We start from the raw sequence: 15815 nt of genomic DNA on the forward strand, positions 1-15815 counted from the left end.
GTACAGCCGTGCGTGGGGAACGAGCCGCCCCGGCCGCCGCCCGCGCGGCGGCTACCGCCCGCCGTCGCCGATCAGCGCGTCGAAGTCGCCGTCCTTGGCACCGCCGATGAACGCCTCGATCTCGGCGTGGGTGTAGACGAGCGCCGGGCCCTCCGGGTGGCGGGAGTTGCGCACCGCGAAACCGCCCTGGGGGAGCGCGGCCACCTCGACGCAGTTGCCACCGGGGTTGCTGCGGGCGCTCTTCTTCCACACCACGCCCTCGATGAGCGTGGACCGCACGCCGTTGTCGATCTGCCGCATTCCAGCCCGCTCCTTCGTCCTCGCTGACACAGGGTCACCTGGGCAAGTGACCTGCCAAAGCAGTCAACTTCGCCTGCACGTGCATCTGTGCTTACGGATGTGTTTGCCACTGCACTTACCGATGCACTTACTGGTGTGCTTACCCGTGACTGTAATTGCAGATGTGCTTGCAGCGCCAGCGTCGCGCGGGAATAGTAGGGCGGGCAGGAAGACCTTCGTGACGACTGTCGAGAGGCTCCGCGGAGAGCGTGATGACTACACATCCGGTCGGCTCACCAGCACACTCCGCCGGGGACGGATCCCGCAAGCACTGGCTCGCGGCGGCGGCCGAGGGGGCGTTCACCTCCGGCGACGAAGGCCGCGGCGCCTCGGGATTCGCCGCCTGCGCCCTGGAGGGCGAACCCCAAGCCGTCCCCGGAGCACGGGAGTTCATCCGCTCCACGCTGGACGGCTGGGGCATGGCCGCGCTCTGTGACGACGCGGCGGTGGTCGGATCCGAACTGCTGGGCAACGCCCTGCGCCACGGACTGACCGGCTGCGGCGAGCGGCCGCTGTCGCCGCACCCGATCTGGCTCGGGCTGCTGCGCAGGGGGGACACCGTGCTGTGCGCGGTCTCCGATCCCAGCCCCGAGACGCCCTGTCTGCGGGCGCCGGACGACCTGGCGACGAGCGGCCGTGGGCTGCGCGTCGTCGACTGCCTCAGCGACTCCTGGGGCTGGACCGAGCCGGACGTCGTCGGCAAGGCCGTCTGGGCGGTCGTCTCCGGCAACGTCTGACGCTCGGCCGTCGGCCGGCAGGCCTTGTGCCGACGGCCAACACGCCTTCTGGAAAAGCGAGTCGCCCGCCGCGCGGGGCGGCGGGCCAAGGCGCGAGGGCAGGCGGTCAGGGCTTGCGGGCCACGCCCGCGTACAGCGGGATGTCGGTGGGGGACAGGCTGTCCGCCCCGATGTTCACCGGGTCAGGACGCCACCGGTGCACCACCTCGACACCCGGCTCGACCAGCTCCAGGCCGTCGAAGAACCGCAGTATCTCCGCCTTCGTACGGCTGTTGACGTGCGATCCCTTGGACTCGAAGTTGTCCGACACCTGCCGCAGCGCCTCCGGCTCGAAGTCCGCGGTCACATGACTGAGCGCCAGATAGCTCCCCGAGGGCAGCGCGTCCATGATCTCGCGGACGATCGCGTGCGGGTCGCGCTCCTTCGGCAGCCAGTGCAGCACGGCGAAGAGCGTCAGCGCCGTCGGCTGCTTCAGGTCGAGGGTCGCGTTGAGCTCCGGGTCCTCCAGGATGCCGGCCGGATCACCCAGATCACCGTGGATGTACGCCGTCGCGCCGTCGCGGTGGGAGGTGTGCAGGGCACGCGAATGCGTCAGCACGATGGGGTCGTTGTCGGCGTAGACGACGCGCGAGGCCGGCGCGATCTCCTGGACCACCTCGTGCAGGTTGGGCGAGGTGGGGATGCCGGTGCCGATGTCGAGGAACTGCCGGACGCCCGCCTCACCGGCCAGCCAGCGCACCGCCCGGTGCATGAACGCCCTGTTCTGGCGTGCCGTGGGCACCGCGTTGGGCAGCGCCGCCACGGTCTCCTCGGCCGCCGCGCGGTCGGCCGGGTAGTTGGTCTTGCCGCCCAGCAGCACGTCGTACACCCGCGCCGCGTGCGGCCTGTCGGTGTGCAGGTCCACCGGCGGCCTCGGGTTCGCCTTCATCCAGTCGGCGGCCTCCGCCATCACCCGTGCTCCCTCCCGCGCGGGGCCGACACGGTTGTCAACCCGCCAGCCAGCCTAGCCCTCCCGCCGCCGCGCGGATCCGTCGTTCACCCGGCCCACACACGCACCCGGTCCACAGACGTCAGGCCGAGCGCCTGACCACCAGTTCCGGGTCGAACACCCGTGACAGCGCGGGCTGTTGGGGATCGTTGATCCGGGCCAGCAGTGAACGGGCCATCTCGGCGGCCATCTCCTCCACCGGCTGCCGGACCGTCGTCAGCTGCGGTTCGCAGGCGAGCGCCGCGCTGCTGTCGTCGAAGCCGACCACCGCGACGTCGTCCGGCACCGACCGCCCGCGCCGGTGCAGCACCGGCAGCGCCCCGAGCGCCATCAGGTCCGAGGCGACGAACACCCCGTCCAGGTCGGGCCGCCGCTGAAGCAGCGCGGTCATCGCCGTCGCGCCGCCGTGCTGGGTGAAGTCGCCCTCGACGGTCACCACGTCGCCCCGTCCGTGCCGGGCCGCCGCCGCGGTGAACCCGTCGAGCCGGTGCCGTCCCGAGGGCATGTCCAGCGGCCCGGTGATCGTGCCGATCCGGCGACAACCCCGGGCCATCAGGTGGTCGGCGGCGAGCGCGGCGCCGGCCGCCTGGTCGACGTCCACCGAGCCGATGGGCAGGTCCGGCCGCGCCGGGCGCCCGGCCAGCACCGCGGGCAGGGCGGACGCGGCGAGCAGTTCGGGCAGCGGGTCCGCAGCGTGCTGCGAGATCAGCACCACGCCGTCCACGTGCCCTTGCCGCAGGTAGCCGACGAGCCGGTCGCAGGAGGCGTCGTCGTCGGCGAGCATCAGCATCAGCTGCACCCCGGCAGGCCGCAGCACCTCCAGCAGCCCGCTGACCACCCTGCCGAAGTGCGGATCGCTGAACATCCGGCCCACGAACGGGCTGGAGACGGTGAGGTCGCGGCGCTCGGAGACCACCAGCGCCACGGAGTCGGTGCGTCGGGTCACCAGGGAGCGGGCGGCCCGGTTGGGCACGTAACGGGTGGCGTCGACGGCCTGTTCCACGGCGCGGCGCAGCGCGGGATCCACGGAGGCGGCACCGTTGATCACCCGGGAGACCGTCGCCCGCGACACCCCGGCCACGCGGGCGACGTCCTCCAGCGTGGCGGGCCGGGACGGAGGCGTCGCGTTGCTGCTCATCGGGCCTTTATATCCGTGGCCGCGCCCCGACGGGAGGGGGGCGCGGCCACCTTGACGCGAGCGAACGGGCCAGGGTTTACGGGTAGTTGGTGAGGTAGACGTTGTTGGTGGTGGAATTTGCCGCCGCGCCGGTCGAGTTGATGACGTGGCTGATCGTCCCGACGCCGCCGAGCGAGACGGTCAGCAGGTCGTGGAAGCTGACTCCGGTCACGTCCGGCGCCTGGAAGGCGTGGTCGTTGACCACTGCCGGGTTGACGTCGAAGTAGCAGTAGCTGCCGACGCCCCACGCCTGGTGGCTGGTCACCCCGGGAGCCACCTCGTAGGCGGGGTAGCCGTCCGTGGAGCCGTTCATCCAGGACGCCTGGTCCGGCGGGTCGTAGGGGTTCTCGTTCTGGAAGAAGTAGGTGCGGCCGCCGTTGCCGTTCCAGAGCACCTCGGTCTTCTGGTAGTGCTCCACGGCCAGCCCGTACATCGTCACGTCCGCGCCGTTGACGATCAGGCCGGTGTCGGCGGTGTTGCTGGTCCAGCCGACGCCGGAACCGTGGTCGGCCCGCCACAGCCACAGGTTGTCGCCGATGGTGTTGTCGGCGTTCACCACGAGGCTGTCGGTGGCCTTGCCGACGCCGTCGCCGCCGATGCGCACGTACACGTCCTCGATCGACTGCGGGTCGGAGGCGTGGCTCACCGTCGAGCCGGGCGTGCCCATCTGCACCAGCTGCGCCGAGTCGGTCGTGCCCGCCTCGATGAGCAGGTCGTCGATCTGGGCGCCGTCCACGTCGGCGGTGCTGATGGCGGTGACGCCGTTGTCCGGGACCAGGGTGGCCAGGCCGAGGCCCAGCACGATCTGGTCGGGGTGGGTGACCTGGAGGGTCTGGTCGAGGTGGTAGACGCCGGGTGTGATCAGCAGGTCGTCACCGGCGGCGAGCGCGGCGTTCATGGTCTCGGCGCTGTCGCCCGGCTGGGTCACGTAGAAGTCGTGCATCGGCAGCGAAGTGCCGGGGGTGGTGCCGCTCGTCCAGGTGGGGCCGGTGGTGTTCTGCTGGAGGGACGGCACGTAGACGTGGTAGTCGCCCGAGCCGTCCACGTACAGGAACGGCTTCTCGCGCGAGTACGGGGTCTGCGCGACGGTGGTGTACGTGGGGTTGGGGAAGCTGGTCGCGGGCGCGTTCGGGTCGCCGACGAAGACCTGGTTCCAGACCCCGTTGCTCCAGCTGCCGAAGTCGGTGTTGCGGGTCATCCACTGCTGCTGGGAGCCGGAGAAGACCTGGCCGCTGATCCGGGAGTCCGACAGGAAGCCGCCGGAGGACCAGCCGTCACCGCTCGGGTCCAGCTTCAGTTCGCCGTGCACGTCCACCCGGCGCAGCGAGGCGCCCTGCGAGACCGCCCAGGTATCGGTGCCGCTGGGCGGGGTGATGGACAGGTTCTCCGCCTCGCGCCAGAAGTTCTGGGTGGCGTTGCCGTTGTTCCAGCCCGCGTCGGAGGTGACGTAGCCGTTGATCTGCGTGTCGTCCGGGGACAGGCCGAGGCCGGCGATCTGGGTGTTGAAGCCGATGTTGGCCTGCACGGAGTACGTGCCGGGCTTGAACAGCAGCGCGTCGCGCTCGGTGCCGAACTGGTTGGACTGCTGGGTGGCGAAGACCGAGTCCAGCGTCGACTGGATGCTGGAGGCGGACATCGACGGGTCGAAGATCTTGACGTTGGGCCCGAAGTCCGGGGTGTCGGAGGTCGGCGGGGGAGTGCTGCCGCCGTTGCCGCCCGGGGTGCCGTAGACCTGGAACTCCCAGAGCGAGTAGCCCCATTGGGTGGCCCGCTGGGTGCCGTACATCCGTACGTAGCGGCCGGTGCCGCTGACGTTCAGCGTCTGGGTGCCGCCGGTGCCGGAGGTCGTCGAGTAGACGGTGGTCCATTGGGTGCCGTCGGCGGAGGTCTGGATCTGGAAGGCCTTGGCGTACGCGGTCTCCCAGTTGAGGACCACGCGGTCCACGGTGGCGGTCGAGCCCAGGTCGACCTCCAGCCACTGCGGATCGCTGAAGGCGCTGGACCAGCGGGTGCCGGTGTCGCCGTCCACCGCGTCGGAGGCCGGGAACGCCGCGCTCTCGGTGGACGAGGCGGTGGCGGTCCTGCCCTGCGACAGCAGCGAGTCCGCGGCCCGCGCGGGCACGGCGGGGGCGACCAGCGCGGCGGCGACCACCAGGAGCACGGCCCACAGCGCGAGCGGACCGCCGCGCAGCCAGGGGAGTTGACGCCGCGTCAGGGCGCGGCCGGTTCTCATGGGCATGCACATCTCCTGCCGGAGGAGGGGTGGGGGTATTGCCGTCAGAGAGCGCTCTCCCGGGAGTGTCGCGACGCCGCTTCGAAGGTGTCAAGGCATGGGACACGACCGCGTGCGCGTGGCCGCGCCGACATGGGGACGTACCGTGGCAATCCACGTATCGCGGACTGACGCCGCGTCAACATACCTACAAAAACTGAAGGGTTGACGCCCGAGGAGCCGTCAACCCTTGATGATGCCCGTCGCCCATGGGGCGGTGGGGTGGCGGTACCCGGCGTACCGCCACCCCACCGCGTGCGGGGTCCCGTCAGACCGCGGCGGTGGCCTCCCCCTCCGCCTTGCCGGTCGAGGTGCCCGGGGCACCACCGGTGGCGTCGGAAGAGTGCGCGGAGCGCTCCACCGGGGTCTGCAACGGGAAGTGGCAGGCCGCGACGTGCCCGTCACCGAACAGCCGCGGCAGCGGCTCCTCCTCGGCGCACTTGTCCTGCGCGAACGGGCACCGGGTACGGAACCGGCAACCGGACGGCGGGGCCAGCGGCGAGGGCAGCTCGCCCTTGATGCCGCCACCACGCTTGCCGCGCTCCACCTCCGGCTCCGGGATCGGGATGGCCTCCAGCAGACCGGCGGTGTACGGGTGCGCGGCCCGCTCGTAGATGTCCTGGCCGGAGCCGACCTCGACCATCTTGCCCAGGTACATCACACCGATGCGGTCGGCCAGGTACTTCACCACCGCGAGGTCGTGCGAGATGACCACGTACGACATCCCGTGTGAGGCCTGGAGGCGCTTCATCAGGTTGAGGACCTGCGCGCGGATGGAGACGTCCAGCGCGGAGACCGGCTCGTCGGCGACGATCACCTTCGGGTTGAGGGTGAGCGCCCGGGCCAGCCCGATGCGCTGCCGTTGGCCGCCGGAGAACTCGTGCGGGAACCGCTCCAGCGCGCTGGTCGGCAGGCCGACCTCGCCGAGCAGCTCCTTGACCCGGTCGGTCTGCTCCTTGGCGGTGCCGATGCCCTGGATCTGCAACGGCTCGCGCAGGATGGCCCCGACGCGCATGCGCGGGTCCAGCGAGGAGTACGGGTCCTGGAACATCATCTGCAGGTCGCGGCGGTGGCGGCGCAACTCCCGGCCGTGCAGCGCGTCGATCTGGGTGCCCTCCAGCGTCACCCGCCCGCTGTCCGGCTTGTCCAGGCCGACGATCATCCGGCCCAGCGTGGTCTTGCCGCAGCCGGACTCGCCGACCAGGCCGAAGGTCTGCCCGGCGCCGAGTGACAGCGACACCCCCGAGACCGCCTTGACGCTCACCTTGCCGCGTCGCAGCCCGCCCCCGACGGGGAACTCCTTGACGAGGTCGACCACTTCGAGCAGCGGCCGGTTCGCCGGCGCCTCGTCCGCTCCCGCCCCCTCCGCGGGAGCGGACTTCTCCACCGACACCGTGGCGGGCGGCAGCGCCCCGTCGACCGGGTGCCAGCAGGCGAACCGGTGCGAGTCCTCGGAACCGGTCAGCTCCGGCTCCTCGGTGCGGCAGCGGTCGGTGGCGTGCGTGCAGCGCGCCGCGAACCGGCAGCCGGCCGGGGGGTCGGACAGGTCCGGCGGCAGACCCGGAATGGTGTAGAGCCGCTGGGTGTTGTCCTGCGCCAGCCGCGGGATGGAGGCCAGCAGACCCTGGGTGTAGGGGTGCCGCATGCCGGCGAACAGCCGGTCGGTGGTGGTCGTCTCGGCGATCCGGCCCGCGTACATCACGTTGATGCGGTCGGCGTGCCCGGCGACCACACCCATGTCGTGGGTGATGAGGATCATCGACATGCCCAGGCGGTCCTTGAGGTCCGCGAGCAGTGTGAGGATCTGCGCCTGGATGGTCACGTCCAGCGCGGTCGTCGGCTCGTCGGCGATCAGCACCTTGGGCTCGCAGGCCAGCGCCATCGCGATCATCACGCGCTGCCGCAGACCGCCGGAGAGCTGGTGCGGGTAGTCGCTCAGCCGCTCCTTGGGCCGCGGCAGGCCCACCAGGGCCAGCACCTCGGCGGCCCGTTCCATCGCCTCGGCCTTGCTCGCCCCGCGGTGCAGCCGCACCGGCTCGGCCACCTGGTAGCCGATGGTCTTGGTGGGGTCGAGCGAGGACATCGGGTCCTGGAAGACCATCGCGATCTCGTTGCCGCGGATGCCGCGCCATTCGCTGTCGGGCAGCCCGACCAGCTCGCGCCCGGCGAGCCGGATGGAGGACTCCTCCAGCACCCGGCCGCCCGGCGGCAGCAGACCCATCAGGGACAGGCCGGTCATCGACTTGCCGCAGCCGGACTCGCCGACCAGGCCGAGCGTCTCACCCGCCTTGAGGTGGAAGGAGACGTTCTCGACCGGGCGCACCACCGAGCGGGACAGCTGGATGTGCGTGGTGAGGTTCTCGACCTCGAGAAGCGGAGCCATGGTGTTCCTCGTTTCCGTCACTGTCCGCTCCCGTCAGCGCTTGCGCAGTCGTACGTCGACGGCGTCGCGCAGTCCGTCGCCGATCAGGTTGAACGCCATCACGACCAGCACGAGGGCGATACCGACCGGGAAGACCAGCCACCAGTAGCCGTTGGACAGGTTGTCGGCCGCGTCGGCGATCTGCGAACCCCAGTCGGTGTGCGGGTAGTGCACGCCGAAGTTGAGGAAGCCGAGGGCGGCGAGGGCGAGGATGGCGTCGGCGATCTGGAAGGTGATGTTGACGATCACCGTGCCCATGGCGTTCGGGATGAGGTGACGGAAGATCAGCCGGGTGCGGCTGCCCCCCATCACCCGGGCCGCGGAGACGAAGTCGCGCACCCGCAGGGTGAGCACCTCACCGCGGACCAGACGGGCCGGGACCAGCCAGGAGAACACACCGAGGATCAGCGACAGGTTCCACACGTTGGAGCCGTAGCGGTGCGCGACGATCAGCACCACCAGCAGGAACGGCAGCGACAGCAGGATGTCGACGACGCGCATCATGGCCGCGTCCACCAGGCCGCCCAGCAGACCCGCCACCGCGCCCCACAGGGTGCCGATGACGGTGGCGATGACGGCGGCGAGCAGACCGATCTCCAGCGAGGTCTGGCCGCCGAGCATCAGGCGGCCGAGCACGTCGAAGCCGTTGGAGTCGGTGCCCAGCGGACCGTTGCCCGGAGGCTGGTCGGTGTTGAGCAGGTTCGTCGCCACCTGGTTGGTGTGGTAGACGAACGGGCCGACGAAGCAGAACAGCACGAAGAACACCAGGATGCCCACGCCGAGCAGCGCCAGCTTGTTGCGGGCGAACTCACGCAGTGTCAGCTTCCAGCCGGTCTGGATCTCGACGGCGATGTCGCCCGCGTCGGTGGAGGTGGCCCCGGGGTCGGCGGGTGCCGGGGGCGGAACGATCGTGGTCACTCGGTCTCCTCCGTCGCTCCCGGAGCGGACTGCGGGGCAGGGCTGTCGAACAGCAGGTCGTCCATGGTCACACCAGCTTGATGCGCGGGTCGGACAGCGTCAGACACACGTCGGCGACCAGGTTGCCGATCACCGTGAGGATCGCGGTGATCAGGGTGTAGGCCATCAGGACGTTGTAGTCGTCGTTGCTGAGCGCGTTGACGAACATCAGGCCGAGGCCGTTGATGTTGAACGCGTACTCGATCAGCACGTTGCCGCCGATCAGCACCGGCAGGGACAGGCCGATGAGGGTGATCATCGGCAGCGACGCGTTGCGCACCAGGTGCCGGGAGAAGACCAGGCGCTCGGAGAGGCCCTTGGCCCGGGCGACCTTGATGTAGTCCTGCGCCAGCACGTCCAGGGAGGAGGAGCGCTGATAGCGCGAGTAGGAGGCGACCGCCGTGGTGGCCAGTGCCACGATCGGCAGGATCAGGTCCTTGAAGTGCGCGAGCGCCCCCGACAGCGACTGGTCCTGTGGGACGTTGGCGTCCACCCAGCCGAGGGAGAGCGCGAAGACCTGGATCAGCAGCAGCGCCACCAGGAAGACCGGCATCGAGTAGAAGACGAACGCCAGCGTGGTGGCGGAGACGTCGCCGAAGCTGTTGCGCTTGACCGCCTGGAAGATGCCCAGCGGCAGGGCGACGGCGATCGCGACGACCAGCGACGTCAGCGAGAGGAAGCCGCTGAGCGGGGCCTTCTCCTTGAAGAGCGAGTCGACGGTCTGGTTGAGCTTGTACGACCAACCGAGGTTGCCGTGCAGCAGGTTGTTCAGGTAGGTGCCGAACTGGGAGTACCACGGGCGGTCGAAACCGTTGGTGTGGTTCCAGGCGCTGATGGCGGCCGGGGTGGCCTTCGGGCCCAGGACGGTCTGTGCGGGCGACGGGGCGACGATGTGCAGCATCAGGAACGTCACCAGGATGATGCCGAGGACCACGATGATGGCCGTGCCCAGGCGTCGGATGAGATAGCCCGTCATGTCCGGGATCTCCTCGTGCTGTGGAAGCGGGGCGGGGGGATGGGGACGGGCGCCGGAGCGGTGCGTTGCGCACCGCTCCGGCGCCCTGACGGGTTACTTGGTGAAGTACCAGTCCTGCGGGTAGAGGTAGAACTGCGTCGCCGCGGCGAAGGAGTCCTTGGCGCCCGACAGCTTCGGGTTCCAGGCGTAGATGTACTCCTCGGACGGCTGGAAGATGGCCGGCAGGTCGTTGGTCTCCGCCGCCAGCTCCTTCTGGAGCGCCTGCGGGTCGCTCGACATGATCGAGTCGTTGGAGAGCTTGTCGATCTGCGGGTCGGCGAAGCCGCCCTGGTTCTGCGAGGCGCCGGTGCCGAAGAGGATGCCGTTGGTCGGGTAGTCGCCCTCGGTCTCACCGCCGAACGCGGCCATGCCCCAGTTGTTGTCGTTCTTCGGGCTGGATTGCACGTTCTCGTTCTGGATGACGTTGTTGAACGTGTCGGTCTTGATGTTGGCGTTGATGCCGACCTGCTTCAGCTGCGAGGCGAAGGCCGTGATCATCTGCTCTTCGGACTTCACGCCGCTGGCGTAGTACAGCACGAAGTTCAGCGACTGGCCCTTGGTGATGCCCGCGCCGCACTGGGTGGCACCTGTGCCCGGGTTCTGGCAGGTGGTGGTGCCGTTGGGCACGACCTTCCAGCCGTGGTCGCTCAGCAGCTTCTTGGCGGTGTCGATCGAATACGGGTACGGGTTGGTCAGCGCGTTGGCCGGGGCGAACGGGCTCTTGGGCGCGACGCCCACCGGACCGTACTGCGGGACGCCCAGACCGTCGAAGGCGCCCTTGATCTCGCCCTGCTCGTCCTGGAGGTGGGCGAACGCCTGGCGGACGTAGAGCTGGCTTATCGCCTTGTCGAAGTTGTTCGACCCGTCCTTGAAGTTGAAGTAGATGTAGTGGAAGCCGAAGCTCGGCTCACCGAACGTCACGTAGTTCTTGGACTGGAGCCGGCCCAGCTGCGGCCAGTTGTCCGACTTGACGTAGCCGAAGTCCAGCTTGCCGCTCAGCAGGTCGTTGAACTCCGCCGTGGGCGAGGTGTACGACAGCATGTTGACGGTCTGGATGTTGGTCTTGCCCTCACCGGTGTACTTCGGGTTGGCGGTGAAGGACGCGGCGCCGGTCGAGGTGTTGTACGACTTGAGCTTGTAGGCGCCGTCCGTGACCTGCCACAGCGGGTTGCTGGCGTAGGTGCTGAGGTTCTTCGACTCCTTGGACAGGTAGTCGTAGATCGCCTTGGCGTTGTCCGGCTTGGTGAAGTCCAGCGTCGAGCCGTTGTCCGAGGACTTCGCCCAGGCCTTCGCCGGGATCGGGGTCAGCTGCACCAGCTCGGAGTTGAGCACCCACTGCGGGTTGTACGCCTTGTCGAAGGTGAACTGGACCGTCTGGTCGTCCACCGCCGAGGCGGAGGTGACGTTGTCGGGGAACTGGCCCGGCACGTAGTTGAAGCCGTTGGCCGGGCTCTCCTTCACCGCCGCCTTGAGCAGGTAGTAGAAGAACAGCACGTCGTTGGCGGAGACCTTGCTGCCGTCGGGCCAGGTGTACTGGCCGTTGAGCTTGATGGTGAAGGTCTTGCCGCCGTTGGAGACGGTCGGCGCGGCGGCGGTCAGGGAGTGCGAGTAGTCGATCTCCGGGTCCGCGCCCTTGGTCTGCGCGTACAGCTGCGGCCAGCTGAGGTTCTCGAACTGCAACGCGGTGTAGACCGAGTAGTTCGCGCCCGGGACGACCGGGAAGATCCAGTTCGGGTCGGCGCCGACGTCCTCGGCGATGTTGAGGGTCCCGCCGGGCTTCACGCTGGAGGAGGCGGCCGGGACGGTGCCGTACGCGTAGTCGCTGCCGACGCCGATCTTCTTGTGGCTCGACGAGCCACTGCACGCCGTGAGCGCCAGGGCGCTTGCCGCGAGTAGCGCGATCCCCCCGATGGCCCGCTGATTCCTGCTCATCTGCTCCCCACTTCCGAACGTGACACTCGTCTGGTGACAGCCGCTGGTACGCGTGGGTCACCGGAGGGGGACCCGTCGTCGTTCCCGCCCGATGAGGGCGGCCTCGCGAAAATGATTTGGTTCGAACGGCTTGGCGCTTCATCCTGCTGAGCTGAGCGTGTTGTGTCGACACGTGATTGATTAAAGATTGGTAACGCTCGTTCCTTATGTCGAGGCCGCCGTCGATCGATTGTCCGATTTGTGCCACCACGGACAGTGGTGACATGCCTTTGCGATGCCCCGCATAAGCGCACCCCGTCCCCCCTCCCGTCGCCGCCGACGGGCCTGTGGCCGGGCTGGTCTGCGCTGGTGGGCTCCGTGCGCTGGGCCGACCGCCCGTCCGCTCCTCCCCGCTGCCGGTGTACCACCGCCGGAACGTCGGCATTCGCAAAGGTGTGACCATTCATTCCAACGTGGCTGTTGCCGACGGTAATGCCGCTGTCTGTTGACGGGTGTCCTCCGGCGTCACGTACGCACTGTCCATGCGCCGGTAATTCGGCGGACGGTCCGGCGGAATTCGTCAGGGAATTCCCGGGACTGTTTCCGGTGTATTTCGCGCACGGGCGGCGGAGCTCGGGCCCGGCGACCTTTCCGCAGGTCGGGAGGGTGGGCCCCGGAGTCGCGTCGCGAGGGGCGTCGTCAACCGGGCGTTCCTGGCCACTCCGTGAATATCGGCGGAACAAACCCGACGCCCGGTTGTCCGTGGCATGCCGGGAACGGGATCCCAAAGGGTGCCGATAAGCAGCTGTGAGCGAGATGTCCGACCTGCCGTCAAGTTGACCGTAAGTGCGCGGATGGACACGGCTGTGTGGAGGTTCTGCGAAACGCCGGACGCCGGGGAGCACTGTGCGATGGGCTGCGCTCCGGCCCGCATCCCGCCCTGCCACGAAGGGTGTTCGGGGGCCGCGCGCGGGGCCGTTCGCGTGCGTCCGTGCGGGGCCCGTCGGCCGGGAACGGTACGGCCCTACAGGTGCACGGGCGGTGAGCGGATCCGTCCGGCGCGGGCGGCCCGGTCAGCCGTCCGTCGTGGCGATGATCACGTCGAGCACCCGCGGCCCGTGGACGCCCTCGACGCGGTCCAGCTCGATGTCGCTGGTGGCGGAGGGGCCGGAGATCCAGGTCAGCGGGCGCGCCGGATCGAGCCGTGGCAGCGCCAGCGGCACCGAGGCGACCACTTGCGCGGGCGCCCGCACCACGCAGACGTGGTGGTCGGGGATGAGACTGATGCGTCGGCTGCCCTGGTCGGGTGAGGCGTCGAGCACCAGGGTGCCGGTCTCCGCGATGGCGAGCGCGCACCCGGTGACCACACTTCGCACGCCGTCCAGTCGGGCGTGCGTCAGCCCGGGGTCGTCGGTGACCACCTCCACGCCCTCGGCCCGCGACAGCCACGCGGACGGCAGACCCCCGGGCACGACCACCGCACGCGACCCCCGTTCGGCCAGCAACTCGGCGACCCGCCGCGGGATCTCCTGCTCGCCGCAGCGGTGCACCCGGGCCCGGTAGTCGGCGAGGCGGGCGGCGAGCAGGTCCAGCGCGCGCGCCGGGTCGTCGTCGGTGTGCGTGGTCCGGTAGTCGCGCGGCACGGCCACGTCCTCGGGGCGCTCCGCCGCGGGCACGTCGGCCAGCGCCCGGCGGATCCGCCCCAGCACGACGTCACGGCCGCCGCTCATTCCCGCTCCCCTTTCGCCGCACGGTGACGGGCCCACCAGTCGCGGAACGGCTCCGGAGGCACGGCGGGCAGGTCACGGCTGTCGCTCCACGCCCTCGCCGGCCCTGGCAGCACCCGCAGCCGCGACGGATGCAGGCGCCGGGTGCGCGAGGCCAGCCGTTCCCCGGCGCGCAGGGCCCGCGGATGATCGAACGTCCAGCGGGCGGCCCGCATCGCGGCCCGTTCGGCGGCGTGGCCCTTGGCCGGCTTGATGGTGACGCGGGCCCCGTGCCGGGTCACCCGCCCGCCCTCGACGACGCGTTCCCGCAGGTGCACCAGGACCTCCGGGATGTCGATGGCGACCGGACAGACCTCGTAGCAGGCCCCGCACAACGAGGACGCGTACGGCAGCGAGGCGTCCAACGGGTCCGTCACGCCGCGCAGTTGGGGAGTGAGGATCGCGCCGATCGGCCCCGGGTACGCCGAGCCGTACGCGTGGCCGCCCGCCCGTTCGTAGACCGGGCAGACGTTGAGGCAGGCCGAGCAGCGGATACAGCGCAGCGCCTGCCGTCCCACGGTGTCCGCGAGCGCGTCGGTGCGGCCGTTGTCGAGCAGCACCAGGTGGAAGGCGCGCGGCCCGTCGCCGTCCGTGGTGCCGGTCCAGGTCGTGGTGTACGGGTTCATCCGCTCGGCGGTCGAGGAGCGCGGCAGCAACTGGAGGAAGACCTCCAGGTCGCGCCAGGTCGGCACGATCTTCTCGATGCCGACGACCGAGATCAGGGTGTCCGGCAGGGTCAGGCACATCCGGCCGTTGCCCTCGGACTCCAGCACCACCAGCGTCCCGGTCTCCGCGACGAGGAAGTTGGCGCCGCTGACGCCCACCTTGGCGCGCAGGAACTTCTCGCGCAGGTGCAGCCGCGCCGCCTCGGCCAGTTCCGCGGGGTCGTCGCCGAGCGCCTCGGGCGCGGGGCGGCCCCAGGCGGCCATCTCGCGGCGGAAGATGTCGCGGATCTCGCCGCGGTTGCGATGGATCGCCGGGACCAGGATGTGCGAGGGGCGGTCGTGGCCCAACTGCACGATCAGCTCGGCCAGATCGGTCTCGTACGCCCGGATGCCCTCGGCCTCCAGCGCGGCGTTGAGCCCCGTCTCCTGGGTGGCCATCGACTTGACCTTGACCACCTCGCGCTCACCGGTCCGCTTGACCAGGCCGGCGACGATCCGGTTGGCCTCGGCGGCGTCGGCCGCCCAGTGGACGGTCCCGCCGGCCTCGGTGACGGCGGCCTCCGCCTGGAGGAGGTAGTGGTCGAGGTGGCGCAGGGTGCGGTTCTTGACGGCCGCGCCCGCCGCGCGCAGGCGCTGCCAGTCGTCGAGTTCGGCGACGGCGGTGGCGCGCTTGGCGCGGATCGTGTGGGTGGCGTGCCGCAGGTTGCCGCGCAGCCGCTGGTCGCGGGTCGCGCGCTCGGCGGCCCGGGGGAAGGCGGGCATGCCCAGGTCGGTGCGGCTCATCGCCGGAACCCTTCCGCCGTCCGCGACGGCGCGTCGGCCTCGGTGCGCGCCAGGATCTCCGCCAGGTGCATCACCCGCGGGCCGCGGCCGGTGCGAGCGATGGTGCCGCCGATGTGGGTGAGGCAGGAGTTGTCCGCGGCGCACAGCACCTCGGCGCCGGTCGCCACCGCGTCCGCGACCTTGTCGGCGCCCATCGCGGAGGAGACGGCCGCGTTCTTGACCGCGAACGTCCCGCCGAACCCGCAGCACTCCTGCGCCCCCGCCAACTCCCGCAGTTCCAGGCCCTCGACGGCCCGCAGCAGCCGCAGCGGGCGGTCGCCCACCCGCAGCACGCGCAGGGAGTGGCAGGTGGGGTGGTAGGCCACCGAGTGCGGGAAGTACGCGCCGACGTCCGTCACCCCGAGCACGTCCACCAGGAACTCCGTCAGCTCACGGACCTTCGGCACCGCCTCGGCCGCCAGCTCCGCCAGTTCGCCGCCGCGCCCCTCGGCTACGGCGCGCTCACCGAGGCGCGGATAGTTCTCCCGCACCATCGCGGCACACGATCCCGACGGCGTGACCACGTACTCGTAGGGCGCGAACACTCGTGCGAAACGGCGCAGCAGCGGCTCGGTCTCGTGCCGGTACCCGGTGTTGTACTGGATCTGGCCGCAGCAGGACTGGCCCGCGGGGAAGTCCACCTGGACGCCGAGCCGTTCCAGCAGGGTCACCGTGGCCCGGCCGGTGCCGGGGAAGAGCGCGTCGTTGACGCAGGTGATGAAGAGCGCTACGCGCACGCCGCCT

At 70.2% G+C, this 15815-nt stretch carries 12 protein-coding genes; 1 reads left to right on the forward strand and 11 read right to left on the reverse strand.

Going from position 1 to position 15815, the window contains the following annotated elements:
- Positions 1-51: 51 nt before the first annotated feature.
- Entirely contained in the window at positions 52-300 is a 249-nt protein-coding gene (locus K7472_RS12040; RefSeq protein ID WP_222977034.1) for a DUF397 domain-containing protein, read from the reverse strand.
- A gap of 251 nt (positions 301-551) precedes the next feature.
- Here K7472_RS12040 and K7472_RS12045 point away from each other — a divergent pair, with 251 nt between their 5' ends.
- Positions 552-1076 (forward strand): ATP-binding protein, encoded by a 525-nt coding sequence (locus tag K7472_RS12045; protein ID WP_222977035.1) that lies wholly within the window; start codon positions 552-554, stop codon positions 1074-1076.
- A gap of 106 nt (positions 1077-1182) precedes the next feature.
- Here K7472_RS12045 and K7472_RS12050 read toward each other — a convergent pair whose 3' ends face one another.
- The 10 genes from K7472_RS12050 to K7472_RS12095 form a co-directional block, all read right to left on the reverse strand.
- Entirely contained in the window at positions 1183-2025 is an 843-nt protein-coding gene (locus K7472_RS12050) for an SAM-dependent methyltransferase (protein ID WP_222977036.1), read from the reverse strand.
- Positions 2026-2146: 121 nt separating this feature from the next.
- Positions 2147-3202, reverse strand: a complete 1056-nt coding sequence (locus tag K7472_RS12055; protein WP_222977037.1) for a LacI family DNA-binding transcriptional regulator — start codon at positions 3200-3202, stop codon at positions 2147-2149.
- A 76-nt stretch (positions 3203-3278) separates the two neighbouring features.
- Positions 3279-5474: a discoidin domain-containing protein gene (locus tag K7472_RS12060; RefSeq protein ID WP_222977207.1), complete on the reverse strand. Its 2196-nt coding sequence runs from the start codon at positions 5472-5474 to the stop codon at positions 3279-3281.
- Positions 5475-5781: 307 nt separating this feature from the next.
- Positions 5782-7896, reverse strand: a complete 2115-nt coding sequence (locus K7472_RS12065; protein WP_222977038.1) for an ABC transporter ATP-binding protein — start codon at positions 7894-7896, stop codon at positions 5782-5784.
- Positions 7897-7929: 33 nt separating this feature from the next.
- The gene (locus K7472_RS12070) at positions 7930-8787 is read right to left on the reverse strand and encodes an ABC transporter permease (RefSeq protein WP_222977209.1); all 858 of its coding nucleotides are present in this window, start codon (positions 8785-8787) and stop codon (positions 7930-7932) included.
- A gap of 133 nt (positions 8788-8920) precedes the next feature.
- Positions 8921-9868, reverse strand: a complete 948-nt coding sequence (locus K7472_RS12075; RefSeq protein WP_222977040.1) for an ABC transporter permease — start codon at positions 9866-9868, stop codon at positions 8921-8923.
- Positions 9869-9961: 93 nt separating this feature from the next.
- Positions 9962-11839, reverse strand: a complete 1878-nt coding sequence (locus K7472_RS12080) for an ABC transporter substrate-binding protein (protein ID WP_222977042.1) — start codon at positions 11837-11839, stop codon at positions 9962-9964.
- Positions 11840-12891: 1052 nt separating this feature from the next.
- On the reverse strand, positions 12892-13548 hold the full coding sequence (locus tag K7472_RS12085) for a LutC/YkgG family protein (protein ID WP_222977044.1): 657 nt from the start codon (positions 13546-13548) through the stop codon (positions 12892-12894).
- Entirely contained in the window at positions 13545-15032 is a 1488-nt protein-coding gene (locus K7472_RS12090; protein ID WP_222977046.1) for a lactate utilization protein B, read from the reverse strand. Before K7472_RS12090 ends, K7472_RS12085 begins: the two co-directional genes overlap by 4 nt.
- Positions 15029-15808: a (Fe-S)-binding protein gene (locus K7472_RS12095; protein ID WP_222977048.1), complete on the reverse strand. Its 780-nt coding sequence runs from the start codon at positions 15806-15808 to the stop codon at positions 15029-15031. Before K7472_RS12095 ends, K7472_RS12090 begins: the two co-directional genes overlap by 4 nt.
- Positions 15809-15815: the final 7 nt, after the last annotated feature.

This window comes from Streptantibioticus parmotrematis (assembly GCF_019890615.1).
Classification (GTDB): Bacteria; Actinomycetota; Actinomycetes; order Streptomycetales; family Streptomycetaceae; genus Streptantibioticus_D; species Streptantibioticus_D parmotrematis.

Excerpts from the sequence above, each read along its gene's own strand:
- K7472_RS12040 (WP_222977034.1), bottom strand. The coding sequence starts at position 300 with ATGCGGCAGATCGACAACGGCGTGCGGTCCACGCTCATCGAGGGCGTG.
- K7472_RS12050 (WP_222977036.1), bottom strand. The coding sequence starts at position 2,025 with ATGGCGGAGGCCGCCGACTGGATGAAGGCGAACCCGAGGCCGCCGGTG.
- K7472_RS12045 (WP_222977035.1), top strand. The coding sequence starts at position 552 with ATGACTACACATCCGGTCGGCTCACCAGCACACTCCGCCGGGGACGGA.
- K7472_RS12090 (WP_222977046.1), bottom strand. The coding sequence starts at position 15,032 with ATGAGCCGCACCGACCTGGGCATGCCCGCCTTCCCCCGGGCCGCCGAG.
- K7472_RS12055 (WP_222977037.1), bottom strand. The coding sequence starts at position 3,202 with ATGAGCAGCAACGCGACGCCTCCGTCCCGGCCCGCCACGCTGGAGGAC.
- K7472_RS12065 (WP_222977038.1), bottom strand. The coding sequence starts at position 7,896 with ATGGCTCCGCTTCTCGAGGTCGAGAACCTCACCACGCACATCCAGCTG.
- K7472_RS12085 (WP_222977044.1), bottom strand. The coding sequence starts at position 13,548 with ATGAGCGGCGGCCGTGACGTCGTGCTGGGGCGGATCCGCCGGGCGCTG.
- K7472_RS12080 (WP_222977042.1), bottom strand. The coding sequence starts at position 11,839 with ATGAGCAGGAATCAGCGGGCCATCGGGGGGATCGCGCTACTCGCGGCA.
- K7472_RS12075 (WP_222977040.1), bottom strand. The coding sequence starts at position 9,868 with ATGACGGGCTATCTCATCCGACGCCTGGGCACGGCCATCATCGTGGTC.
- K7472_RS12060 (WP_222977207.1), bottom strand. The coding sequence starts at position 5,474 with ATGAGAACCGGCCGCGCCCTGACGCGGCGTCAACTCCCCTGGCTGCGC.